The sequence below is a fragment of the Bradyrhizobium sp. C-145 genome (assembly GCF_023375135.1).
Lineage (GTDB): Bacteria > Pseudomonadota > Alphaproteobacteria > Rhizobiales > Xanthobacteraceae > Bradyrhizobium > Bradyrhizobium zhanjiangense.
The window spans coordinates 3641093-3664339 of the sequence record NZ_CP088150.1 but is presented as its reverse complement, the minus strand read 5'-3'; the positions used below and the strand labels follow the sequence as shown (position 1 = coordinate 3664339).

19 protein-coding genes, 1 tRNA gene and 1 pseudogene are annotated in these 23247 nt (G+C 64.2%); 7 read left to right on the top strand and 14 right to left on the bottom strand.

The window, feature by feature from the left end; translation table 11 throughout:
* The first annotated feature begins 357 nt into the window (after window positions 1-357).
* From LRP30_RS16850 to LRP30_RS16840, 3 genes are all read left to right on the top strand, one after another.
* The gene (locus LRP30_RS16850; RefSeq protein WP_249761086.1) at window positions 358-1530 is read left to right on the top strand and encodes an efflux RND transporter periplasmic adaptor subunit; all 1173 of its coding nucleotides are present in this window, start codon (window positions 358-360) and stop codon (window positions 1528-1530) included.
* Window positions 1527-4673, top strand: a complete 3147-nt coding sequence (locus tag LRP30_RS16845; RefSeq protein WP_249761085.1) for a multidrug efflux RND transporter permease subunit — start codon at window positions 1527-1529, stop codon at window positions 4671-4673. Before LRP30_RS16850 ends, LRP30_RS16845 begins: the two co-directional genes overlap by 4 nt.
* 63 nt (window positions 4674-4736) lie before the next feature.
* Window positions 4737-5306: an invasion associated locus B family protein gene (locus LRP30_RS16840; RefSeq protein WP_249761084.1), complete on the top strand. Its 570-nt coding sequence runs from the start codon at window positions 4737-4739 to the stop codon at window positions 5304-5306.
* A 9-nt stretch (window positions 5307-5315) separates the two neighbouring features.
* Here LRP30_RS16840 and LRP30_RS16835 read toward each other — a convergent pair whose 3' ends face one another.
* Both LRP30_RS16835 and LRP30_RS16830 read right to left on the bottom strand, forming a co-directional pair.
* The gene (locus LRP30_RS16835; protein WP_249761083.1) at window positions 5316-5678 is read right to left on the bottom strand and encodes a DUF1428 family protein; all 363 of its coding nucleotides are present in this window, start codon (window positions 5676-5678) and stop codon (window positions 5316-5318) included.
* A gap of 173 nt (window positions 5679-5851) precedes the next feature.
* Window positions 5852-5925 (bottom strand) — tRNA-Gln (locus LRP30_RS16830).
* 734 nt (window positions 5926-6659) lie between these two features.
* Between LRP30_RS16830 and LRP30_RS16825 the strand changes: the two genes are divergently transcribed.
* Window positions 6660-6905: a hypothetical protein gene (locus tag LRP30_RS16825; RefSeq protein WP_249761082.1), complete on the top strand. Its 246-nt coding sequence runs from the start codon at window positions 6660-6662 to the stop codon at window positions 6903-6905.
* 143 nt (window positions 6906-7048) lie between these two features.
* Here LRP30_RS16825 and LRP30_RS16820 read toward each other — a convergent pair whose 3' ends face one another.
* On the bottom strand, window positions 7049-7366 hold the full coding sequence (locus LRP30_RS16820) for a hypothetical protein (protein ID WP_128947405.1): 318 nt from the start codon (window positions 7364-7366) through the stop codon (window positions 7049-7051).
* 469 nt (window positions 7367-7835) lie between these two features.
* Here LRP30_RS16820 and LRP30_RS16815 point away from each other — a divergent pair.
* Window positions 7836-8061: pseudogene (locus tag LRP30_RS16815) on the top strand (hypothetical protein).
* A gap of 149 nt (window positions 8062-8210) precedes the next feature.
* On the opposite strand, the gene LRP30_RS16810 reads toward LRP30_RS16815, so the two are convergent.
* The 6 genes from LRP30_RS16810 to LRP30_RS16785 all read right to left on the bottom strand — a co-directional run bounded on the left by LRP30_RS16810 (window position 8211) and on the right by LRP30_RS16785 (window position 14992).
* Window positions 8211-9182: a tripartite tricarboxylate transporter substrate binding protein gene (locus LRP30_RS16810; RefSeq protein WP_249761081.1), complete on the bottom strand. Its 972-nt coding sequence runs from the start codon at window positions 9180-9182 to the stop codon at window positions 8211-8213.
* Between the two features lie 135 nt (window positions 9183-9317).
* On the bottom strand, window positions 9318-10448 hold the full coding sequence (locus LRP30_RS16805) for an iron-containing alcohol dehydrogenase (protein WP_249761080.1): 1131 nt from the start codon (window positions 10446-10448) through the stop codon (window positions 9318-9320).
* 13 nt (window positions 10449-10461) lie between these two features.
* Window positions 10462-11499: a 4-hydroxythreonine-4-phosphate dehydrogenase PdxA gene (gene pdxA / locus LRP30_RS16800; RefSeq protein WP_249761079.1), complete on the bottom strand. Its 1038-nt coding sequence runs from the start codon at window positions 11497-11499 to the stop codon at window positions 10462-10464.
* The gene (locus LRP30_RS16795; RefSeq protein WP_249761078.1) at window positions 11496-12602 is read right to left on the bottom strand and encodes a four-carbon acid sugar kinase family protein; all 1107 of its coding nucleotides are present in this window, start codon (window positions 12600-12602) and stop codon (window positions 11496-11498) included. Before LRP30_RS16795 ends, pdxA begins: the two co-directional genes overlap by 4 nt.
* Window positions 12599-14044 carry an FAD-binding oxidoreductase gene (locus tag LRP30_RS16790; RefSeq protein WP_249761077.1) on the bottom strand — a complete coding sequence of 482 codons (1446 nt, stop codon included), beginning with the start codon at window positions 14042-14044 and terminating at the stop codon, window positions 12599-12601. Before LRP30_RS16790 ends, LRP30_RS16795 begins: the two co-directional genes overlap by 4 nt.
* A 27-nt stretch (window positions 14045-14071) precedes the next feature.
* Window positions 14072-14992 (bottom strand): dihydrodipicolinate synthase family protein, encoded by a 921-nt coding sequence (locus tag LRP30_RS16785; RefSeq protein ID WP_249761076.1) that lies wholly within the window; start codon window positions 14990-14992, stop codon window positions 14072-14074.
* A gap of 102 nt (window positions 14993-15094) precedes the next feature.
* On the opposite strand from LRP30_RS16785, the gene LRP30_RS16780 reads away from it, so the two are divergent.
* Window positions 15095-15946, top strand: coding sequence for an IclR family transcriptional regulator (locus LRP30_RS16780; protein ID WP_249761075.1), 852 nt, complete (start codon window positions 15095-15097; stop codon window positions 15944-15946).
* 14 nt (window positions 15947-15960) lie between these two features.
* Here the strand turns inward: LRP30_RS16780 and rnz are convergent, their stop codons facing one another.
* Genes rnz through LRP30_RS16760 form a run of 4 tightly spaced genes read right to left on the bottom strand, consistent with a single transcriptional unit; the run spans window position 15961 to window position 20519 of the window.
* Window positions 15961-16863 (bottom strand): ribonuclease Z, encoded by a 903-nt coding sequence (rnz, locus tag LRP30_RS16775; RefSeq protein WP_249761074.1) that lies wholly within the window; start codon window positions 16861-16863, stop codon window positions 15961-15963.
* Window positions 16864-16892: 29 nt separating this feature from the next.
* Window positions 16893-17876 carry an antibiotic biosynthesis monooxygenase gene (locus tag LRP30_RS16770; protein WP_249761073.1) on the bottom strand — a complete coding sequence of 328 codons (984 nt, stop codon included), beginning with the start codon at window positions 17874-17876 and terminating at the stop codon, window positions 16893-16895.
* A gap of 15 nt (window positions 17877-17891) precedes the next feature.
* Complete coding sequence (gene guaD / locus LRP30_RS16765) at window positions 17892-19289, bottom strand: guanine deaminase (RefSeq protein WP_249761072.1); 1398 nt, start codon at window positions 19287-19289, stop codon at window positions 17892-17894.
* Between the two features lie 15 nt (window positions 19290-19304).
* Window positions 19305-20519 (bottom strand): multidrug effflux MFS transporter, encoded by a 1215-nt coding sequence (locus tag LRP30_RS16760; RefSeq protein ID WP_249761071.1) that lies wholly within the window; start codon window positions 20517-20519, stop codon window positions 19305-19307.
* A 512-nt stretch (window positions 20520-21031) separates the two neighbouring features.
* Here LRP30_RS16760 and LRP30_RS16755 point away from each other — a divergent pair.
* Complete coding sequence (locus LRP30_RS16755; protein ID WP_249761070.1) at window positions 21032-22540, top strand: amidase; 1509 nt, start codon at window positions 21032-21034, stop codon at window positions 22538-22540.
* Between the two features lie 8 nt (window positions 22541-22548).
* Here the strand turns inward: LRP30_RS16755 and LRP30_RS16750 are convergent, their stop codons facing one another.
* A complete protein-coding gene (locus LRP30_RS16750; RefSeq protein ID WP_128938593.1) occupies window positions 22549-23154 on the bottom strand; it encodes a TetR/AcrR family transcriptional regulator in 606 nt (201 codons plus the stop codon).
* Between the last annotated feature and the right edge of the window lie 93 nt (window positions 23155-23247).

The following is a 23247-nucleotide window of genomic DNA, read 5'->3' as shown; positions in this document are numbered from 1 at the left end:
GCGCCGATATGACCGATGCTGATTTTCCTGACAACCGAAACGGCCTGCGCGCGATTTAGAACCGTTCTCGTGACGCACCGGCGTGGTGGTCGTCCGCGCGGCGCCCCTCATCGCCGCACACACGGACTGCGCGCATTGTACAGAGTTCGCGCGCGCATCATCCGGGCTCCGGAAAATGCAGCCTTGTACACCGCCGCGCCAGCCTGCTGCATGCGGTGCAAAGCTTTCCAATTGTTTAGGATTCTCGACCGATAGTGCTGTTTACACTGGAACTTGGCGTGTATTATACAAGCGCGCTGGAACCCTATGATTGCCCCATAATTCGTAGCTTGGGGGCACGAGCGCCGCCGAGCCGATATGAAAAAAACACGGCCGATCCTCTGGATTCTGATCATCGCGGCCGTGGCCTCCGCGGGTTACTATGGCTGGCAGAAATACGGCTCGCCCGGGGCCGGAAAAACCCAGACGACACAAAAAGTAGCGCCTCGCCCGCAGGCCGTTCCCGTCAGCGTTGCGCCGGTTCAGAAGACAGACTTCCCAGTGTATCTGACCGGTCTCGGCACGGTGCAGGGCTTCAACACCGTCCAAGTCCGCAGCCGAGTGGATGGTCAGATCGACAAGCTCGCCTTCCGCGAAGGCCAGATCGTCCAGCAGGGCGACCTTCTGGTCTCGATCGATCCCCGCCCCTATCAAGCCGCGCTCGATCAGGCCAAAGCCAAGAAGGCGCAGGACGAGGCGAACCTCGCCAATGCCAATCTCGAACTGCAGCGCGCCATGAGACTCGGCGAATTCGCGACCGCACAGCGGGTCGATACCCAGCGCTCCACTGTCGCCCAGCTCACCGCCCAGATCGCGGCCGACGAAGCGGCGATCGCCAACGCCCAGACCCAACTCGACTACACGCAGATCAAGGCGCCGATCACGGGCGTCGCAGGGCTGCGCCAGGTCGACATCGGCAACATCGTCAACGCCTCGACGCAGACCGGCATCGTCACGATCTCGCAGGTCGAGCCGATCGCCGTGATCTTCACGGCACCGGAAGACCAGCTCCCCTACATCACCGAAGGCCAGCAGGCCGGCGCGCTCAAGGTGATCGCCTTCACCACCGACGGCAAGAAGACGCTGGCCGAAGGCAAGCTCGCGGTCATTAACAATCAGGTCGACACGACCAGCGGGACTATTCGGCTCAAGGCGGTGTTCGACAACAAGGACCACACGCTGTGGCCGGGCCAGTCGGTTTCAACGCGTCTTCTGGTGCGGACGCTGAAGGATGCAACCGTGGTTCCCGATGATGCGGTCCAGCATTCGACCAACGGCCTGTACGCTTATACCGTCAATCAGGACAACAAGGCCGAAGTGCACAAGATCAAGGTCAGCTATGGCATCGATGGACGTTCGGTCATCGATGAAGGCCTCACGCCCGGGCAGCAGGTCATCACCGGCGGTCAGTTCAAGGTGCAGCCTGGAAGCCTCGTCTCGACAGCGGTGGCGAGCTCGGATCCGACCCAGAACAAGGTTCGACACGAATGATCGCGGGCGGGATTTCGGCACCCTTCATCCGTTATCCCATCGGCACCTCGCTGCTGATGGCCGGCATCCTCTTCGTCGGCCTCGTCGCCTACCCCCTGCTGCCGGTCGCGCCGCTGCCGCAGGTGGACTTCCCGACCATCCAGATCACCGCCAATCTGCCGGGCGGCAGCCCCGAGACGATGGCCTCGTCGGTGGCGCAGCCGCTCGAGCGGCAATTCGCCCAGATCCCCGGCATCGCCCAGATGACCTCGACCAGCTATCTGGGCACGGCGTCGATCACCATCCAATTCGACCTCAATCGCAGCATCGACGGCGCAGCCAACGACGTTCAGGGTGCCATCAACGCCGCCAGCGGCCAGCTGCCGAAGAACCTGCCCTCGCCGCCGACCTACCGCAAGGTCAACCCGGCGGACGCCCCGATCCTGCTGCTGTCGGCGACCTCCGAGACACTGCCGCTGACCAGCGTCAGCGACGCCGTCGACGCCCAGCTCGCCCAGCAGATCAGCCAGCTCTCCGGCGTCGCGCAGGTCTTCATCGGCGGCCAGCAGAAGCCGTCCATCCGCGTTCAGATCGACCCGGCGAAACTCGTCGCCAAGGGCCTGTCGATGGAGGACGTCCGCAGCCAGATCGCCATCACCACGGTCGACAGCCCCAAAGGCAATATCGACGGGCCCAAGCGCGCCTACACGATCTACGCCAACGACCAGCTCACCCACGCCAAGGACTGGAACGACGTCATCATCGCCTATCGCAATGGTGGCCCGTTGCGAATCCGCGATATCGGCCAGGCCGTCAGTGGCGCTGAAGACGCCAAGCAGGCGGCCTGGGCCAACGGCAAGCGCGGCGTGTTCCTGGTGATCTTCAAGCAGCCCGGCGCCAACGTCATCGAGACTGTCGACCGGATCAAGGCCACCCTGCCCCGACTGGTGGCCGCCATTCCGCCCGCAATCAAGATCGAGCTGATCAGCGACCGCACCACGACAATCCGTGCCGCAGTCGAGGACGTCCAGTTCACGCTGCTGCTGACCATCGCACTCGTGGTCATGGTCATCTTCATTTTCCTGCGCAGCTTCTGGGCGACGGTCATCCCCACGGTCACGGTGCCATTGGCGCTATTGGGCGCTTGCGCCTTGATGTGGGTGGCCGGCTATTCGCTCGACAATCTGTCGCTGATGGCGCTCACCATTGCGGTCGGATTCGTGGTCGACGACGCCATCGTGATGCTCGAGAACATCACCCGCTACATCGAGGAAGGCGAATCCCCGCTCGCGGCCGCCTTCAAGGGCTCCAAGGAAATCGGTTTCACCATCGTCTCGATCAGCATCTCGCTGGTCGCGGTGCTGATCCCCCTGCTCTTGATGGGGGGCATCATCGGGCGCCTGTTCCGCGAATTCGCCGTGGTGCTGGCGATGACGATCTTCGTCTCGATGTTCGTGTCGCTGACGTTGACACCGATGATGGCCTCGCGCTTCCTGCGCGCGCATGGCGAAGTGACCCACGGCAACTTCTACCAATGGAGCGAGCGCGCCTTCGACGGAATGCTGCGCGGCTACGAATATGTGCTCGACCACGCCCTGGCGTGGCGCCGCACCACGCTCGCGATCTTCTTCGCCACGCTCGGACTGTCGATCTACCTGTTCGTCCTGATCCCGAAGGGCTTCTTCCCGCAACAGGACGTCGGCCTGATCACGGCCACGTCCGAAGCCTCGCAGGACATTTCGTTCAAGGAAATGGTCAGACGCCAGGAGCAGCTCGGCAAGATCATCCTGGCCGATCCCGATGTTGCCAGCGTTGCCATGGCGATCGGCGGCAGCGGACGCGCCGGCAACAACGGCGCCCTGTACATCACGCTCAAGCCTCGCGACATGCGCGAGGCCTCGGCTCAGCAGATCATCGCGCGCCTGCGTCCGCAGTTCGACAAGGTCGAGGGCGCTCGCCTCTACATGCAGGCGGCCCAGGACGTCCGGCTCGGCGGCCGGCCGACCCGCACGCAGTTCGAGTTCACCCTGCAGGACGCCGACCTCGCCGAGCTCAACGACTGGGCGCCAAAGATCCTCGCCAAAATGCAGACGCTGCCGGAGCTGCGCGACGTCGCGACCGATCAGCAGACGCAGGGCACAACCGTGCAGCTCAAGATCAACCGCGACACCGCCTCGCGCTACGGCATCCAGCCGCAGATGATCGATGACACGCTGTATGACGCTTTCGGCCAACGGCAGGTCACGCAGTATTTTACCCAGCTCAACACCTACAAGGTGATCCTCGAGATCCTGCCGGAGATGCAGGGCGATCTCGATAGCCTGAATAAGCTCTATCTGAAGTCGCCGCTGACCGGCGAACAGGTGCCGCTGTCGACCTTCGCGACCTGGACCACCGATCCGGTCCGCCCGCTCTCGATCAGCCATCAGGGTCAGTTCCCGGCGATCACGATCAGCTTCAACCTCGCGCAAGGCGTCGCACTCGGCCAGGCCACCGAGGCCGTGCAGCAGGCGATGGTGGAGCTCGGCGCGCCGCCGACGCTGAATTCGAGCTTCCAGGGCACCGCGCAGGCGTTCCAGCAATCGCTCGGCACCGTGCCGCTGTTGATCCTCGCTGCGCTCGTCGTGGTCTACCTGATCCTCGGCATCCTCTACGAGAGCTACATCCATCCGATCACGATCCTGTCGACCCTGCCCTCGGCCGGTGTCGGCGCGCTCGCGATCCTGATGGCGGCCGGCTTCGACTTCAGCCTGATCGCGCTGATCGGCATCATCCTCCTGATCGGCATCGTGAAGAAGAACGGCATCATGATGGTCGACTTCGCGATCGCCGCCGAGCGCGACGAACACAAGACACCGGCGGAATCGATCCGCCAGGCCGCGCTGCTGCGCTTCCGCCCGATCATGATGACGACGATGGCCGCGCTGCTGGGCGGCGTGCCGCTGATGCTCGGCCACGGCACCGGCGCCGAGATCCGCCAACCGCTCGGCTACGCCATGGTCGGCGGCCTGATCGTCAGCCAGGCGCTGACGCTGTTCACCACGCCGGTGGTTTATCTGTATCTCGACGAGCTCAACAACTGGTTCTCGGGTTGGGGCCGTTCGGGTGACGGCGAAGGCGACGAGGCGGCCGAGCGCCGCAGCGTCAAGCAAGCCGCCGAGTAAGCTTGCGCCGCACCTTCCGCGACGCTACAGCGAGACCTCGATTCAAGCTAACGCGGTTTCGCCATGCTCATGCAATCCAGACTTGTCGCCCTCGCCGCCACTGTCCTGTTGTTCACCAGCGCCGCACATGCCCAGCAAGGCGCCAAGAAGAACGCCGCTTCTCCTGCCCCGGCCACGCAGCCCGTGCCTGCCCCGACGCAAGCACAGGCGGACGGCGCTCCGGGGCAGCCCGGTTGGATCGTGCGCTGCACCAGCGCAAGCCGCGAGGCGCCGCTCGAATGCGCGATGGAGCAGAACGCGGTGCTCACCAAGACCGGCCAGACCGTCATCCTGATCAACATCCGCATCGCTCCCGACACCCGCACGCCGATTGCGCTGCTGCAATTGCCGCTCGGCCTCAACCTGCCCGTCGGCGCCAAGCTCCAGGTCGACGAGGGCAAGGCGTTCGATCTCCAGATCCAGACCTGCGAGAACCGCGGCTGCTACGCCTCGACGCCGGTCGCGCCGGACCTGCTGGCCGCCTTGAGGTCGGGCAAGCAGTTGAAGGTCTCCTTCCAGAACATGGCCAAGGAGACGATCGCGATCCCGATGCCACTCAACGATTTCGCCGCGGCCTACGACAAGATCAAGTAACGGACACCGTCAGGTCGCGATGTCGCCTGCCCGAAGCAGCGTCGTGAAGCCGCCATAGATCATGCGCCTGCCATCGAACGGCATGCCGTCCATTTTCAGCCGCGGGTCCGCCATCACCTTCTTGTTGACGGCATCGCGGGTCTCCCGGTCGCGGTAGACGATCCAGGAGAAAACCACGATCTCGTCCTCCTTTGCCATCACCGCGCGCGGAAACGAGGTGAGCTCGCCATAGGGGACGTCGTCACCGATGCATTCGACATAGTCGAGCGCGCCGTGCTCCAGCCAGATTGCGCAGGCGGTCGTTGCCAGCGTCTTGTAGGCCTCGATCTTGTCCTTCGGCACGGCCAGCACGAAACCATCGACATAGGGCATCACGGATCTCCTTAGGTTGTGTAACTCAAGGACGATGGAGTGCGCGGAGATCCGACCCGGAAACGCGATTTTTCAGATGAGGCAAACGGTCGCGAGCGGCGGTGCCGCCAACGAACTTCCGTTCTCTGCCGTGCAGATTCCGAGGGTTACGTCTGGAGAAAGAGCGCCGGAACTGGCTGGGGAACCTGGATTCGAACCAAGACAAACAGAGTCAGAGTCTGTTGTGCTACCGTTACACCATTCCCCACCGAAGCGCTTGATATCGCTAAGCTTTCTTCGGAAGTTTTGCAAGGCCGGCTGAAAGTTTTGCAAATCAGCGGCTCGCAGGCCGGTCATATAGCTGCGCCAGCGTTGGCGGTCTAGTCCTTCTGTGAACATCGGGGCTGTAAGTAGGAGCGCCTTAGTTGGCGGCCTTGTCCTGTTTAATTCCGCTCACGGATGCGACGAAAAGGCCTCAGCTCCGGGCAATGGGATGAGCTGAGGCCTCCAGAAAAATGGCCCCAGCTCGCGGGGATATTTGGGGGGCATTGGAGCTGGGGCCAATCGGGGTCACCCTTTGGGAAGGGCATCGGGAAAACTTGGCAATCGCACCGGTCTTGCGAAAGGATAGCACGCAAGACTGATCATTCGACTGGCTGCGGGGGGCGCTCGTTCCTAAAAATCGAGAGGTCCACCCCCTCATCGACCCTCTATGGTTATCTGCTCGAACGCGACGGCCAGCTTCAACCAGGAGGCAACCGTCCACTGTGTGGGTTCTACACGGCAAGGCGTATGCTTAAAGCACGCTGGTTAGAAAAGGTGGGGAGTCGATACGCGCTGACTCCGGAGGCTCTGCGGCAATTGCGCTGATCAGCTCATAAGATCGGCGCGAGCTTGGAGCGATCGCGATGCGCCGTCTCATCTTGAGAGGAACGTCGAGGTCATTGACTGCATTGAGTCAAGCGCGGCTCAAGCAGCCGCCTCCACCTTTAGGAGCGAACGGTGTCGAGATCACCGGTTTCGAGGGACGAGCTTGAGCGAATTGCGCTGCAGGAGATCCGGAGTTTTCCAGGCACAGAAAAGGTCGTCTCCATCGAAGTTGAATTCGGGCCAGATTACCGACCCGGTACCTCGGACTGGAAGCTGCATGTCATCGCACAGGAAGGCTGCGATCTTGCACGCATTCAATACGCAGCAAAGACTACAAGCGACCGGCTCAAACGTCGCTATGAGATCCGTTTAAACTAATTTCTGATCAAGCCGATTATCACCGATTATCAAGAGGACGGCCCCGGAGCTGCTGCTTCTTGCCGATCAGCGTCGCAAGATTCGACATCTCACGATTCCCAATCCGGCATTGAAGGGCCGCTTCGAAAGCGGCCCTTCGTCGTTCACCAACTGCGGGTGCCGAAGCTGAAGCCGATGCTCGGGCCGCCGCCATAGTAGCCGTAGCCGCGATCGTAATATCCTGGATCGCCGTAATAGCCATAGCTGCGGCGGACCACATAGCCGTCGTCACCGCCGTAGTAGCGCTGGACGTAACGAGGGCCGCGGGTCCGGTAGCAGCGGCCGTACTCGTTGCAAACTAGGCGCACCTGCTGAATGTCCGAGACCTCGGTCGAACCGACGGCGGTCGGATTGAGCGGGGCGGCCGCCGCGGCGGATCCCAAAAGGGTGGCTGCGAGGAATCCCAGTCCGATAGCTTTCATAGTCGTTTCTCCTATTTGGCAAGATCAGTCGATCTCTTCGATGATGCGACGCTCACGGGGGGCGCGATGTAGGTCCGCTCTCCCGATCGATCTACCGATACTCCCGCAACGTCGGCGCAGACCTCCTCGGAAAGGCCTCGATCTCCATGCCTTCGAGCACGCTTTCGCCCGTGCGGCTTTCGGTACGCACCGTGCAGTCTGTGGTCCACTGCTCCCGAGACAGGGCGCGCCTGGACATCGCCGTGGAGCGGCCCGAGTACGGCAATCTGGAGACCTCCAGAATGCAAGTAGCCTACAACACCCGACAGGATCGCGGGTTCCTTTATCGGGAAAATTCGGCACCTCGCGCACACTCTGCCAAGAGAATTAATCCCCTCTCGCAGCAGTCCGCCTCAGCACGACCGGGAACATTCGGAACTTTTACTACTCCAGTTTGCGTGACTATTCTTGATTGAATGGAGGAGCGCTTATGAAAAAACTGATCGTGTGCGGAGCCCTTGCCGCTTTCGCTCTTGGCAATCAGGCAGCTGGCTGCCGAATTTTACATTGCGCGTGATGCTACGACTAAGAAGTGCACAGTCGTAGATACTAAGCCGACGACGACCACCACGACAGTCGTTGGTGACGGCGTCTACAAAACCAAGACGGAAGCCGAGTCCGCCGTGAAGACCGTCAAGGTCTGCACCGAGCAGTAAGGATTTGATCGACTTGTGACGTCAACGGCCCGCTTGGCGGGCCGTTTTCTTCACGACTGAGTGGCGGAGAATGACGTCCATCGTCGAACTCCTCTTCCTGAGGACGACAAACCGGGAGCTTCCATCGGCAAGCAGCGAGCCTTTGGCGCTTAGTCCAGCTTGATGTTCGCCGCCTCGATCACCTTCTTCCACCGCGCCGTCTCAGCGGCAATGTAGGCCGCAAACGGCTCGGAATCGACCGCGACCGCAGTGGCGCCGAGCTCGGCCAATTTCTGCACCGTGTCCGGCTGCTGCATGAAGGCGCGGATCTCGGCGGAGAGCTTTTCGACGATCGGTTTCGGCGTTCCGCCCGGGACGAAGAAGCCGTGCCAGGCCACGGCCTCGAAGCCCGGCAGGAATTCGGCGACGGCGGGAGCTTCGGGATCGAAGGCGGCCCGCTTCGGCGTCGCGGTCGCGAGCAGTGCGAGCTGGCCGGTCTTCACCTGCGGCAGCAGCAGCGGCACGTTGTCGAAGGCGAGATCGATCTGGCCGCTCAACAGGTCCGTCAGCATCTGGCTGGAGCCCTTGTAGGGTACGTGCACCATCTTGGTGCCGGTCATCTGCTGAAACAGCTCGGCGGCCAGATGCTGCGAGGTGCCGACGCCGGCCGAGCCGAACGAGACCTTGTCCGGATTCGCCTTCAGATAAGCGATCAGCTCCGGCACGGTGCGTGCCTTGATCTTGTTGGGGTTCACGACAAGCACGTTTGGCACGACGCTGATCTGGGCAACCGGCGCAAGATCCTTGTCCGGCTGGTAGCTGAGCTTCGGACCAAAGAGCGACGGGTTGATCGCGAGCGCGGACGTGCTCGCAAGCCCGAGCGTGATGCCGTCAGGCGCCGACTTCGCCAGCCGCGTCACGCCGAGGATCGAGCCGGCGCCACCGACATTCTCGACCACGAACGGCTTACCGAACTTCGCTTGCAAATGGTTGGAGACCATGCGGGCGAAGATATCGGCGGTACCGCCGGCGGCGAACGGAACGATCACCGTCACCTGCTTGGATGGATAACCGTCCTGGGCCTTTGCCGGCGACGTCGCCAGCAGCATGAGTGAGGCAAGAACAAGCCACATCGATCTCATCGAAGTTTCCTCTGTTTTCAGTGTTGTTGATTGGTGCCGCGAACGAGCGGCGGAGATGGCTAAAGCGCGATGCATCGCGCCTTAGCTTATTGTTTGAGCATGATCTTTTCGGAAAACCACTATCCGGATCATGCTTTAGAACGCGACCTCGTACATGTTCAGGATCGCATCCCGGCTAAGGTCGCGCGGATTGTTGTCGAGCAGGCGGCGAATGGCGTGCGCCTCGTCGGCCATGACGCCGAGGTCGTCCCTGGGCACGCCGAGAGCCGACAGCCGCATCTCGATACCGAGATCGGCGCAGAACTTGTAGGTTGCGTCGAACGCCAGCTTTGCATCGTCCTGCTTCGGCAATCCAAGTGCCTGGAGCACCGCGACGGTCTTCGCCTCCACGGCCGGCATGTTGAAGGCCAGCGTGTGCGGGAAGATCACCGCGCAGGCGAGCCCATGCGCCACATGGTGACGCGTGCCGAGCGGATACGCGACCGCATGGCCGGCGGTCGTATTCACCGGCCCGAGGCAATAGCCGCCATAGAGCGAGGCCAGCGCCAGGCCGGCACGCGCCTCGCGATCGCTACCATCGACCACCGCCCGCTTGAGATACTGCCCAACCAGCCGCGCGCCTTCGAGCGCATAGAGGTCGATCGTGGGATGCGCCTTGCGGCTGGTGTAGGCCTCGACGCAATGCGCCAGCGCATCGACGCCGGTCGCTGCGGTGACCTCTTTCGGCACCGTCATTGTCAGATCCGGATCGACGATGGCGATGTCAGCCAGCATGAAGCGGCTCTGCACCGCCTGCTTGTTCTGGCTCACGGGGTCGGTGACGAGCGCGCGGGTGCCGGCTTCGCTGCCGGTGCCCGAGGTGGTAGGAATCTGCATCAGCGCCACGCTGCGACCGGCCACCTTCTCCGGCCCAACGATGTCGGCGAAGGCCACGTCGTTCGTGCACATCACCGCCACCAGCTTGGCCAGATCCATCGCGCTGCCGCCGCCGAAGCCGACCACGAGATCGGGCTTGACGTCGCGCGCTATCGCGACCGCCTTCTCGAGATTAGGCAGGTCCGGCTCGGGCTTCACATCGCCGAACACCTTCACGGCACCCGGCAGCGCCAGCGTGTCGACGCGACGCGCGTTGAACGGGTCCGAAATCACCAGCGGCCGTTTGGCGCCGATCCGTTCGGCGAAGCGTGCCGCGGCGGCGATCGTGCCGCAGCCGAACTCCAGGACAGTGGGGCGAAGAATTTCGATGGGCGTGAAGGCGTTGGTCATCGTGCGTTCGATCTCATGACTTGGATGCGGAAGCGCCGACGGCCAGCCGCTCGGCATAGTCGATGGCCTCGATCAGGCTGTGCTCGTTGGCGATGCCCTTGCCGGCGATGTCGAAGGCGGTGCCGTGATCGACGGACGTGCGGATGATCGGCAGGCCCAGCGTGATGTTGACGCCGGAGAGCTCCTGCCAGCGGCCGGTGGCGGGATCGACCTGGAAGCCGAGCAGCTTGACGGGGATGTGGCCCTGGTCGTGATACATCGCGACCGCAGCATCGTACTGGCCGGCGCGCAGCTTGACGAAGATGGTGTCGCCCGGCACCGGTCCGACGACGTCGAGACCATCAGCGACCGCCTTGGCGATCGTCGGCGCCGACACATCGATGTCCTGCCGGCCGAACAGGCCGCCCTCGCCGGCATGCGGGTTGAGCGCGGCGATGGCGATCTTCGGCCTTTCGATGCCGAGCCGCCGCAGCGCGTCGTTGGTGAGGTCGATCACCATGCGCAGGCGCTCCGGCGTCAGACGCTTCGGCACGTCCTCCAGCGCCACATGAGTCGAGACGTGGCTGACGCGCATGTTGCCATGGGCAAGCAGCATCACCGAGCCGCGCACGCCGGTGAGATGCGCGAGCATCTCGGTATGTCCAGGGAAATGATAGCCGGCCTTGTTGAGGGCTTCCTTGTTGAGCGGTGCCGTGACGATGGCCGCGGTGCGGCCCGCCTGCGTCAGGCGCACGCCCTGCTCGATCGCCTTGTAGGCAAAGCGGCCGCCATCCGCGCTGAGCACGCCGGGCTTGATCGGTTCGCCCTCGGCGTCGGCCTGGAGGAAACACAGATTTGGCCAATCGCCATCCTTGTCGCTCACCTCGGGGATGGCAATGTCAGCGCCGAGCGAGGCCTTTGCGCCATCAAGCGCCGCGCCGCTGCCGATGATCAGCAGGCGCAGATCGCCCTTCGCGATACGGTCCTTCAGTCCGACGCAAGCCTTGACGATGATCTCCGGTCCGATCCCGGCGGGATCACCCATGGTGATGGCAAGATGACGAGAGGTCATGTCGGACTCCTCATGTTGAGCAAATGATTGTCCCGAAGCAGATCGCGCCAGAGCTCGCTGGGGCCGAATGCACCGGACTTCGAGATGACGTCCACTCCGGCCCACCGGCCGCCCTGCAAGATCGAGCGCGGCAGTCCCGGCACGATACGTCCCGTCACCTGGAGCGCATGCGCGCCTAGTGTAACGCACGCCGCCTTCAGGGTCTCGCCGCCAGCAGCGATCAGCGTGCCCGGAGGTTGGAGCGCCGCGATCAGCGCCGCCATTTCGCGCGCGATCCGCTGCGCCGCCTCCGCGCGCGTCAGGCCGTCGGCGAGAGAGAATTTAACCAGTGCCACGGCGTCATCGGCCAGCTTGCGCCGCACAGGCGCCGCGCCCTCGCCTTCCGCAAGCGCGATGGTTGCCTCGCCGCACGCAGCCAGCTGAGACGCAGTCGCGGGTTGATCCGAGCCGAACAGCCCCAGCACCGGCAGCTTCAATTGGCTCGGCGCATCGGCGCGATGGCTGCGGGCGAGCGCGCCGGCGAGCCCACCGCTGCCGCACCATAGCACGGGTCCCGGCATGCGCCGTCCCATCTCGACGACCCGATCGAGGTCGATGTCGCTTTCGGCGTCGAAGACCTGAACGCCGGCCTGCGACAGCGTGTCGGCCCCGCCCTGCCGGGCCTCGATGCCTTCCTGCTGCAGCTGGGCCAGGAGATTGTCGCCGACGCGGTGCCACTCGCCTTGCACCGTGCGCGCAAATTGCTGGCCACCCACGGTGCGCCGCCCCTGATAGTCGAAGGCGGGCGCGACCACGCAGGACGCCCAATCGCCACCGCGCAGGCAGGCGCTGAGCTCGGCCGCCCACGCGCCGCGAAGGAGGCTATCGACTTTCTTGTAGGCGATCGTCGCCCCGCGGAGCAGCGGCGCCAGTCGTCCAACGATCTCGATGCTCTCGGCTTTGGAACGTTCGCGTGTGCCGCTGTCGATTGCCAGGCTTTCAGAGTCCTGCCCCGCAGACGCCTCTGGCCACGTGACGTCGAACGGCCCGCACAGACCGACGAACTCCGCCGCGGTGTCGAGCGCACCGGTAAGGTCGTCGGCAAGCAGGCGGACGCTCGTCATCGTCGCGCGCCTCCGGCAGTAAAGATCTTGCCCGGGTTCATCAGGCCGTTCGGATCGAGCAGTTGCTTGATGTCTCGCATCAGCTCGATATCGAGAGGATCGGTGACGCGCGCGAGCCGATCACGATTGGTGAAGCCAATGCCGTGCTCGGCACTGATGGCTCCGCCTTGCGCTGCGGTCTCGTCATCGACGATCTCGTTGATCTCAGCCACCAGCGCGGCCGTTGCAGCAGGGTCCTGACAATGCGCGCGGTCGATCAGCGCGATCACGTGGAGATTGCCATCGCCGATATGGCCGTGCATCACGACGCGCGCATGCGGCACGGCAGTCTTGATCCGGGCCTCGACATTGGCGACGAAGGCCGCCTGACGCTCCAACGGCACCACGCTGTCATGCGACACGACATAGCCGCTGCGCTTGTTGCCTTCGGACACGCTGTGCCTGACCGCCCAGATCGCCTTGGCCTGCGCCAGGTTGGACGCCAGGATCACGTCGTCAGCGAGCCCGGCCTCCATCGCCTCAGCGAGCACCGTGGCGAGCGGCTCGTTGAGGTCAACGCCTGCGAGCGTATCGGTCAACTCGACGATCAGATACCACGGCGTCGTCAGCTCGAATGGGATCGTGACATGCGGCACGGTCTCCGCAATCGCCTCGATCTGCGAGCGCGACATGATCTCGAGGCTGCCGAGCCGGTCGCCAACCACACCGCGCAGGCGCTGCATGACCTCGAGCGCCTGCTCGACGCCTTGCAGTTTCAGCAGCGCCAGCGCTGAGCTGCGCGGCGGCGCAAACAGTTTCAGGACCGCCGCCGTGACGATGCCGAGCGTGCCCTCTGCGCCGATGAAGAGCTGCTTGAGCGCGTAACCGGTGTTGTCCTTGCGCAGCGCGCGCAGGCCGTTGAAGACGCGCCCGTCGGGCAGCACGACCTCCAACCCGAGCACGAGGTCGCGTGTCGGTCCGTAGCGAAGCACGGCCGTGCCGCCGGCATTGGTGGAAATGTTGCCGCCGATCTGGCAGGAACCCTCGGCACCTAGGCTCAAGGGAAAATAGCGATCGACGCTACGGGCCGCATTCTGCACCTCGGCGAGAATGCAGCCGGCTTCCACCGTGATCGTGTTGGCGAGCGGGCTGACGTCGCGCACGGCCCGCATACGGTCGAGCCGGATCACGACATTGCCCGCACGATCGTCCGGCGTCGCGGCCCCGCACATGCCGGTGTTGCCGCCCTGCGGCACGGTCGCAAGCTGTCTTGCCGCGCAGAATTTGACGACGGCGGCGACCTCGGAGGTCGAGCCGGGCTTCACCACCGCGACCGCGCGACCGTGATAGCGGCCGCGCCAGTCCACCACATAGGGCTCCTGGTCGGCTCCGGAGGCGATGACGTGCTTGTCGCCGACGATGTCAGCGAGCCCGGACAGCGCATCCTGGAAAGAGTCGGACATCGGATCGCCTCGTCGCCAGCCTCGCGGCTAAATGGCGGCTGCGAATGCAGTGGCATCCGCAAGCAGCTCTTTCACTTGAGCCGTTGGCAAGGATTCCAGCGGCGGACGCAACCGCTGCCATCCGGCATGGCCGGTGCGCGCGGCCACCAGCGCCTTAAGCGAGGCCATCTGCGGGAAGCGCGAGACCAATTCGCGCGCCCTGACGATGCGCGCCTGCGCGGCCTTGAGCGCTGCGTCGTCGTCGCTGTCGCCAAAGTGCTTGTAGACGTAGGCAAGGTCGCGCGCCACGAGATTGGACGTCGCGGTGATGCAGCCGGCGCCGCCCTTGCGGAGCAGCGGCAGCAACAAAGGATCGGCGCCGACCAGGACCGAAAAGCCGGGAAAGCGTTCGACCATCGCGGTCATGTTGGCGAAGTCGCCGGAGGAATCCTTGATGCCGGTGAACGTCGCTGGATAAGCCGCGCGCAGCCGCTCGATCAGCGCATGCGAGATCGGCTGCGCCGACATCTGCGGGATGTGATAGAGCACAATCTTGAGCCTGGCATCGCCGATGCGCTGCACGACTTCGCTGTAGGACGCGTAGATGCCGTCGTCGCTGACGCCCTTGTAGTAGAACGGCGGCAACATCACCACGGTGTCGACGCCGACCGAGAGCGCATGACGCGTCAGGGCGATGGTCTCGTTGAGCGCGGTGACACCAGTGCCTGGCAGAAGCCGCTGCGGCGCGATGCCGGCGGCGACCACTGCTTCGAGCAGCGCGGTGCGCTCAGTGGCCGAGAACGAGTTCGCCTCACCGGTCGTGCCGAGCAGCGCGATGCCGTCACAGCCTTCGTCGAGCAGATAGCGGCAATGCGCGACGAAGCGCGCATGATCAGGGGCGAGCTCGGCATCGAGCGGAGTCAGTGCGGCGGAGAACACGCCATGAGGGTGCAGCGATGATGTCGACAAACTTCCTCCGATCGTCAAATCGATGTTGTTCGGAATGCGAACATTTGTTATTGGATTGTCCCGTCGTAAAATCAGCTTGCCGCCACGTCAAGGGGACATGTCATGGCGAGACATTCGAGCATGGCCAAGGTCGAAAAGAAGGCCACGAAGCGCGTATCGGACAATGATGCGAAAAATCCAAAGAATTACGTCGCTTCCGTCGGCAAGGCCTTTGCCGTGCTCAAGAGTTTCACCAGCGAGGCCTTCGAGCTGACCCTGAGTGAGATTGCCGCACGGGCCGACCTCGATCGCGGGACGGCGTTCCGGCTGATCCAGACCTTGATCGAACTCGGCTACCTCCAGGCCGTTCCGCAGAGCCGCCGGTTCCGCCTCGGCGTTGCCTGTCTCGATCTCGGCTACACCGTGCTGTCGCACGGATCGCTGCGACCCATCGTCGAGCCGCTGCTGCGCGACCTCGTGCCTGATGTCGGCGATGCGGCTTCGCTCGGCATCCTCGACGGCGGCGACGTGGTCTATCTCGCGCGGGTCGGCGCTGGCCTCGACCGCCACAAGATGGATCGCCGGCCGGGCACGCGGATTCCCGCCTATAGTGCCGCGCTCGGCCACGTCATGCTGGCGCATCTGGCGCGGGACGAACAGATCGCGCGGCTGGAGTCGCGACCGCGCGTCAAACTGTCGGAACGAACGCTCACCGATCTCGACGCCCTGCTCGCCCGGCTCGATCAGGTGAAGAAGAAAGGGCACGCCGTCTCCGACGGCGAGAACGCCTATGGCCTGCGCACGCTGGCAGCGCCGATCTTCGACGCCCAGGGTCTCGTGATCGCCGGATTGAGCGTCACCATCGATGCGGTGCGCATGGAGATGCCGGCCTTTCGCGACCAGGCGCTGCCGCGCCTGATGCAGGTGACGCGCCAGGTGCAGGACCTCGCCATCAAGTCCGGATTGACGAGCTGAACGGCCTCTCGAGGCTAGATGGCAATGCGATCGAAGTCGGCAGCGATCCGGGTGTTCGGAAAAATCCTGGCTGCCTCTGCAAGGACTTCATCGTCCTCATAGCGGCCCGACTGATGCGTGAGCACGAGCTGGCCGACGTTGGTCGCGGCCGCAAACGCAGCCGCATCGCGCGCAGTGAGGTGCCCATAGTTCCGCGCGATCGATACGTCGCGATCGAGGAACGTTGCCTCGATCACCAGCAGATCGGCGGCAGAAACGTATTTGGAGAGGTCTTCGGTGGTCTCGGTGTCGCCGATCACGACGAGCTTCCTGCCGCCGCTCAGCGGCCCCAGGACGTCTTCCGGATCGATCGTTCGATCGGCGATCACGACTGGTCGTCCCGCGGCCAACTCTCCGCGTATCGGCCCGTCTGGAACGCCCAGTTCGGCGAGGCGCTCCGGCCGAACATGGCGGCGTGCGGGGCTCTTGAAGGAAAAACCAAAACTGTCGGTGTCACGATGGCGAACCGGAAAGCAGTCGATGATGAAGTCGCCGGCGTCCATGACCTGCCCTTCGGTCAGGGCTGAGAACTCCACCGCAATCGGCGCCCTGCCAGCACCCCACAGGCCCGCAAGCATCCGGATGACGAGATCGAGCGTGCCCTGCCCGCCATGAATGGTCATCACGTCGGAGGTCTGCCGCAAGCCCAGCGTTGAAAAGAGGCCGGGAATACCGAGCACGTGATCGAGATGGGCATGCGTCAGCAGGATGCGGTCGAGCCGCCGAAAGCCGGCACCGCTGCGCAGCAACTGACGCTGCGTGCCTTCGCCGCAATCGACCAGAATGCGCTTGCCCGCCGCCTCCACCAGGAGCGCCGGATGGTTGCGCTCCGCCGACGGAACGCTGGCCGAGGTTCCGAGAAACGTCAGGGCGAACATGGTCGTCACGTGTCCAGTTGTGGACGGTCTCACCGTCCCCAATGCCACGCGAGCAGCAGCGCGTACAGGCCCATCGACGCGGCATAGAGCGCGGCAAGGAGTGCATAGCCTGCGATCTGGCGCCCGACCGTCGCCTTCGGCGAGATCCACCAATCGAGCATCTTGAAGGCGGCGGGCACCAGCCACCAGCCGAGCAGCTGGGTGCTGACGAGATTGCCGACAAAGAGCGACAGCCAGACCGGCACGCCGTGGTTGTCGATTAAGGGCGCGCTGATGAAGTAGCCCCAGAGGTAGACCACGGGATAGAGCACCAGAAGGACGATGAGGTTGCTCTTCCAGATCAGGCCAGGCCCTTGCTCCGGAGCCTGCGCCTTGCCGGCCGGGAACCAGAAATTGAAGCCGTAGCTCGCCCGCCTCACATTCATGCCGGCGTTGAAGCGCTCGCCTTCCCGCAGCAGCGACTGCCGCAACGGCGAGTCCAGCCATGCATTGAGGTTGGCATCACTGTCGAACGACAGGATGATGATCCATTCGTCGTGCAGGCCCGGAATCGGCCGCTCGATCTTGTGGCGCAAAAATCCCTTGAACTCGGCTTCTGCGGCCTGGATGCGCTGCTGCCATTTGAGGAAAGCATCTTCGAGTCCGTCCGGGACTTTGAAGGAGATCACGGCGGAGACCGCGCTGTCGCGCTGCACGCCGGTGTCGGGCAGGATATGGACATCCTCCGACCCGACGAAGAAGCGCTGCACCTCTGCGATGAGCCGCGCCCGCACATCGCTCTGAAGCCAGGCGCGGGCTGCGGCCGGGCTCGCAAAGCGCAGGATCGTCACCCAGTCGACATGGGCCGGCGGTTGGGGCGGCACCACCTCCTGGCTGAGGAAGCCGGGCCAGGCCTTGAGCGCCTCGCCGACCTCGCCGTTCCACCGCGCGAACGCGGCAAAGCCATCGTCGGCGATGCGGCGCTGGATCACGAGGGCGACCGGCTGGCCGGCCGTGTCAGAAGATGCGCTCATTGGCAGCGGTCCGCCTCAGTCCTTCTTGTAGAGACGCTTGCCCATCACCCAGGTCTCGTCGACGCAGCGATCGTCGCCGACCATCATGACGGCGAACAGCATGCTCGCGGCCTCGTCCATCGTGCGCGGCCCGGCGCCGTCGGCGATCAGCGACTGGTGCCACGCTTGCGCGACTTGCCCGCCGTTCGGATCGAGCGCGACGAAATCGGCCTCCTTGCCGGGCTCGAAATTGCCGAGCTTGTCGTCGATGTAGAGGCCTTCGGCACCGCCGAGCGTGATCGACCAGAAGCCGCGATACGGCGAGAGCTTGTTGCGCTCGGCTTCGGCGAGATCCTTGCGCGCCGGATCAATGCTGCCGTCGAGCAACGTGTTGTTGCACATGCCCACCTTGTAGGCATCGTCGAGCACGGAGATCATCGAGAAGCGGTTGCCGCCGCCGATGTCGGTGCCGAACGACATCTTCACGCGATGCTCGGGATCGGTGGCGCGGCCGAGCCGGAACAGGCCGCTGCCGAGGAACAAGTTCGAGCACGGGCAGAACACCACCGCCGCGCCCTTCTTCGACATGCGGCGAAACTCGTTGTTGGAGAGATAGACGCCGTGGCCGCCGGAGAATTTCGGTCCGACCAGATCGAACTTCTCGTAGACGCCGAGATAGTCCTGGCAGTCCGGGTGCTCGACGAGCACGCCACTGCATTCGGCCGGGTTCTCGGAGATGTGGGTGTTGACCCAGCAGTCCGGATGCTCGTGCTTGAGGCGCTGACACGCCCTCAGCAGGTCCGGCGAGGCGCCGAAGGCGAAGCGCGGCGTGATGGCGTAGAGGTTGCGGCCCTTGTTATGGTACTGCGCGATCAGCCGCTTGCTATCGCGGTAGAAATTCTCCGGGGTATCGATGAAATCAGCTGGTGCGTTGCGATCGATCCCGGTGAGGCCCGCGATGACGCGCATGTTGCGGCGGGCCGCTTCCTCGAACAGTTCCTCGGTTGAGACAGGCGAGGAGCTCGTGAACGCCTGGCAGGTGGTGGTGCCGGACGCCAGCAGCGCGTCGAGGAAACGCTTCACGCCCTCGCGTGCGTAGTTGCGATCCCGGTATTTGAGCTCTTCCGGATAGACCCACTTCTGGAGCCACGGCAGCAGTTGCTCGCCATAGGCCCCTAACACGCGGGTCTGCGGCAGATGGATGTGGCCGTCGATGAAGCCCGGGACAATGATGCGATCCTTGATATGGGTGATCTCAACGCCGGGATGGGCGGCGGCGATCTTCTCGTAAGCGCCGAACGCCTTGATGACGCCGTCGGTGACAACCATGAGGCCGTCCTGGTGAAAGCGCGCGGTGGCCTGCTCGTCGCCGACGTGCTTCCAGGGATCGTCGACGAAGTCGAAGAACGTGCCGCGAATACCGACGGTGGTCATGATTTGGTTCCTTCCTTAATTCTGTGTGGCGTGGCGCGCCGAAGGGAGCGAGATCGCAAGCAGCGTACCGGCAACAGTGCAGAGGCCGAGATAGAGCCCTCCGATCGGTGCCTGGGTCGCCTCGGGCAACACCGCCGCGATTGCCATGGCACCACTCACGGCGAGGTAGCAGAGCGAGCTGATGAGGCCGCCGATCAGGCCGTGGTCGCGCTCGAACAGGCCAAGCGCCATGCCGTACATCATCGGGCACAGCACGCCGCAGCCGCCGAGCACCAGCGCGCCGCCGATCGTGATCGACGCAAAATCGAGACCAAAGACCATGCCGGTTGCCGTTAGGAGCGCGGCGCCGGCGAGAAACAGCGCGAAGGCGCCGAAGCCCAGCATGCGGGCCGGCATGAAGCGCGCGAAATGCGCGCAGCCGAGCTCGCCGGCGAGATTCACCCCGCCAAGTCCCAGCGCGACGAGGCCATAGATGGCGGCGGAATAACCGAGGCCGGTCTGGTAGAAGAACGGCGCGACGACGCCGAACGCCAACTGCGCGCTTGCTGCGGCAGCAAACACCAGCACGAAGGCGAGAAAGCCCGGGCGAACGAGAGCCTCGCGCAGGATGCCGGCGGTGCGGCGCGGATCGAACGGCGCTCGCCGCTCCGCCGGCAATGTTTCCGGCAGCAGCAGCATGACGGTTGCGGCGACGATTGCCGCGGCGATGGCAATGACGACGAAGACTCCGCGCCACGACGTCAGCTCGACGATGAAGCCGCCGGCTGCAGGCGCCAGCACAGGCGCGAGACCCCAGGCAGCGCCAAGCAGGCCGGAGATCGCCGTGAGCTCGCGGCCACGAAAGCAATCAGCTCCAACCGCATAGGCAACGACGAGACAGGTGCAGCCGCCGACGCCTTGCAGGAAGCGCAGCGCAAGCAGCAGCGAGGCGCTGGTGGCCAGCGCACAGGCAATGCTCATCGCAATGAGCACCGACAGCCCTGCGAGCAGAACGTTGCGACGACCAAGCGTGTCGGAGGCGATGCCCACCGGCACCAGTGCGAGCGACATGCCGAGCATGTAGGCGGTGACGGTGTTCTGCATCGAGGCCGCGTCAGTTGCGAGGTCCACCACCATCTGCGGCAGGCCCGGCGTATAGGCATCGAGCGGAATCTGGCTGAACGGCACGACGCACAGCAGGATCGGCACGATCCCCTTCGCGCGACCGGCGTCCGACGCAACTGCAGTCATGGCTTACGCCCCCTCGATGGCCGCGGGCCTGTCTTTTCGTGCGCGCAATGAGATGCGACGATGCAGGTGCGGTCTTGACGCGTGGAGCGTGCCAAAACTGTGTGTAAAAACTCTTAGGCGTTCCCGTATCGGCACCGATTTTGATTGGCCGACGTTGCGATCTTTGTTGCCAGCCAGGCGCTCAAACAAAAAACGCGAAAACAACCCCATGCACAGTACAAATCATTGAAGAATTTCGCACCACGCGGCGCGAGCCCTGCGCGGGGGGAACGTTTGACACGTCGGGCAAAACAGGCGCAGATCGCCGATTGTGAATTCGCAAGTCGAGCCGGCGCCGTTAACCGCTCAGAAGGCATCGCGGATCGCGACCGCCTCCGCCCCGACCGGCTGGCAGATCTGGTTCCCACAACGGCCGCCTTCTCATCCCGTTCCCGAGATTGCATGTTCGATACCCCGGACCCGTTCGCGGCCGGAAGAGCCTCGACGCGACGTGAGATACAATGGAGACGGTGATGCAACGAGCGCCGGCCGCAGATGCCGCTGACTTGGACTACGGCTCGATCAGCACACTGCTGAGCGCCCTGCACGCGCGCAAGATGTCCGCGTCAGAGCTGCTCGCCCATACGATTGCGCGCATCGAGGCGTTGGACGGGCAGATCAATGCCGTCATCGTCCGCGATTTCGAGCGCGCGCGAGACGCCGCACGCGCCGCCGACGCCGCACTTGGTCGCGGCCAGCGGTGGCCGCTCCTCGGCATTCCCGTGACCATGAAAGAACCGTTCAATGTCGCAGGCCTGCCGACGACATGGGGCTTTCCGCATTTCAGGGATTTCCAGCCAGCGGAGGACGCCCTGGTCGTCTCGCGATTGAAGGCGGCGGGCGCCGTCATCATCGGCAAGACCAACATCCCGATCGGCTTACGGGATTTCCAGAGCTACAACGATATCCATGGGACGACGAACAATCCGTGGGACCTCGGCCGGTCGCCCGGCGGCTCCTCAGGCGGATCGGGCGCGGCACTGGCCGCAGGATTCGGTCCGCTCTCGATCGGCTCGGATATCGGCGGCTCGATCCGGGTGCCCGCGCATTTCTGTGGTGTATTCGGACATAAGCCGAGTCTCGGTCTGGTCCCGCTGCGCGGATACAGCCTGCCGCCGGCACCGCCCGTCCCTAGCCAGGGGGACCTGGCTGTCATTGGGCCGATGACGCGCACTGCCGCGGATCTGGCGTTGGCGCTCGACGTGATTGCCGGCCCCGACGAAATGCGCGACGGGATCGGCTATCGCCTTGCGCTGCCTGCTCCGCGACATGACCAGCTCAGGGATTTCAGGATCCTCGTGATCGATAGCCATCCGCTGATGCCGACGGGCGAGGCCGTGCGTTCAGCCATTGGACGATTGGCCGAGCGGATCGGACGATCAGGCGCGCGAGTCGCGCGCTCAAGTGCGTCGCTGCCCGATCTCGCCCAGTCCGCGCGGCTCTACATGAAGCTGCTGAACGCAGCGCGAAGTCCACGCCTGACACCGGCCGCCCTTGCAGAGGCGCAAGGCCTTGCCGCCGCATTGGCGCCCGACGACCGCAGCTTGGCGGCAGAGCGCGCGCGCGGCTGGGCCATGATCCACCGCGAGTGGCTGGCGGCGGACGCGGCGCGGCTTCAGCTGCAGCAACGCTGGCACGAGTTCTTCCGCGAGTTCGACGCAGTGATCTACCCGGCCGCCGCCGTGCCGGCCTTTCCACACGACCAGTCCGAGCCGTTCGACGCGCGGCAACTCGACATCGATGGGAAGCTCTATCCTTACGCCGATGCGTGCTTCATCTGGGCAGACCCCGCTTCGACCTGCGGACTGCCGGCAACCGCCGTTCCGATCGAGCGCACACCTGCGGGCTTGCCGATTGGCGTCCAGATCATCGGGCCTTATCTCGAGGACCGCACGACGATTGCTCTCGCCGGACTGCTCGAACGCGAGTTCGGCGGCTTTGTGCCGCCACCGGCGCTGGCTTCAATGCAATTTGCGAAATAACAAGGCCGTTACGTTTTGTCAGCCGACTGCGCTTCGACCGCCTGCACCGCGACGTTCGCCACCTGCCGCAGCGCCTCGCGATCCGCGCCTGAGGACGCCATCACGCCCATGCCGACTGCGACGGCCGAGACATAGCGCGCGAGTGCGGCGGGATCGGCGCCTTCCCTGAGATCGCCTTCCGCCTTGGCGCGAACAAAGCGGTCGCGGAGCTGGTCCTCGTTCTGGGCACGGCGGGCGGCGAGTTCGAACGGGACGTTCTCGGAGCCGGTGCCGCAGGCAATCCCGCCCTGCACGAGCAGGCAGCCGGGCGGATTGGCCGGATCGGTCTGCTTGTCGGCGATGCCCATCAGCATCCGCTCGGCGACGGCGCGGGCAGTCGGTGCTGCCACCACTTCGTCCATCCAGACGCCGCGCAGCTTGGTGTAGCGGTCGAGCGCGGCCTTCAGCAGGCCTTCCTTGTTGCCGAAGCAGGCATAGAGACTGGGTGGGTTGATGCCCATGGCCTCTGTGAGCTGAGCAATGGTGGCGCCCTCATAGCCATGGCGCCAAAACACTTCCATCGCCTGGTCCAACGCCGTTTCGGCGTCGAATTCGCGGGGGCGTCCCATGCCCATCTGCCTCTCTCCTCCGAATTCGCGTTCTGCTGGAAGCTTAACGCCAAATCCTATCTATTTGTTCTAGCTTTATTTTCTCTGCTGTCTTCCAAT

What these genes read in the sequence shown, in the direction of transcription:
- LRP30_RS16810 (WP_249761081.1), bottom strand. Translation starts at nt 9,182, where the DNA reads ATGAGATCGATGTGGCTTGTTCTTGCCTCACTCATGCTGCTGGCGACG.
- LRP30_RS16845 (WP_249761085.1), top strand. Translation starts at nt 1,527, where the DNA reads ATGATCGCGGGCGGGATTTCGGCACCCTTCATCCGTTATCCCATCGGC.
- LRP30_RS16835 (WP_249761083.1), bottom strand. Translation starts at nt 5,678, where the DNA reads ATGCCCTATGTCGATGGTTTCGTGCTGGCCGTGCCGAAGGACAAGATC.
- LRP30_RS16760 (WP_249761071.1), bottom strand. Translation starts at nt 20,519, where the DNA reads ATGACTGCAGTTGCGTCGGACGCCGGTCGCGCGAAGGGGATCGTGCCG.
- LRP30_RS16750 (WP_128938593.1), bottom strand. Translation starts at nt 23,154, where the DNA reads ATGGGCATGGGACGCCCCCGCGAATTCGACGCCGAAACGGCGTTGGAC.
- LRP30_RS16780 (WP_249761075.1), top strand. Translation starts at nt 15,095, where the DNA reads ATGGCGAGACATTCGAGCATGGCCAAGGTCGAAAAGAAGGCCACGAAG.
- guaD (WP_249761072.1), bottom strand. Translation starts at nt 19,289, where the DNA reads ATGACCACCGTCGGTATTCGCGGCACGTTCTTCGACTTCGTCGACGAT.
- LRP30_RS16805 (WP_249761080.1), bottom strand. Translation starts at nt 10,448, where the DNA reads ATGACCAACGCCTTCACGCCCATCGAAATTCTTCGCCCCACTGTCCTG.
- LRP30_RS16795 (WP_249761078.1), bottom strand. Translation starts at nt 12,602, where the DNA reads ATGACGAGCGTCCGCCTGCTTGCCGACGACCTTACCGGTGCGCTCGAC.
- LRP30_RS16770 (WP_249761073.1), bottom strand. Translation starts at nt 17,876, where the DNA reads ATGAGCGCATCTTCTGACACGGCCGGCCAGCCGGTCGCCCTCGTGATC.
- LRP30_RS16820 (WP_128947405.1), bottom strand. Translation starts at nt 7,366, where the DNA reads ATGAAAGCTATCGGACTGGGATTCCTCGCAGCCACCCTTTTGGGATCC.
- LRP30_RS16850 (WP_249761086.1), top strand. Translation starts at nt 358, where the DNA reads ATGAAAAAAACACGGCCGATCCTCTGGATTCTGATCATCGCGGCCGTG.
- LRP30_RS16755 (WP_249761070.1), top strand. Translation starts at nt 21,032, where the DNA reads ATGCAACGAGCGCCGGCCGCAGATGCCGCTGACTTGGACTACGGCTCG.
- rnz (WP_249761074.1), bottom strand. Translation starts at nt 16,863, where the DNA reads ATGTTCGCCCTGACGTTTCTCGGAACCTCGGCCAGCGTTCCGTCGGCG.
- LRP30_RS16790 (WP_249761077.1), bottom strand. Translation starts at nt 14,044, where the DNA reads ATGTCCGACTCTTTCCAGGATGCGCTGTCCGGGCTCGCTGACATCGTC.
- pdxA (WP_249761079.1), bottom strand. Translation starts at nt 11,499, where the DNA reads ATGACCTCTCGTCATCTTGCCATCACCATGGGTGATCCCGCCGGGATC.
- LRP30_RS16840 (WP_249761084.1), top strand. Translation starts at nt 4,737, where the DNA reads ATGCTCATGCAATCCAGACTTGTCGCCCTCGCCGCCACTGTCCTGTTG.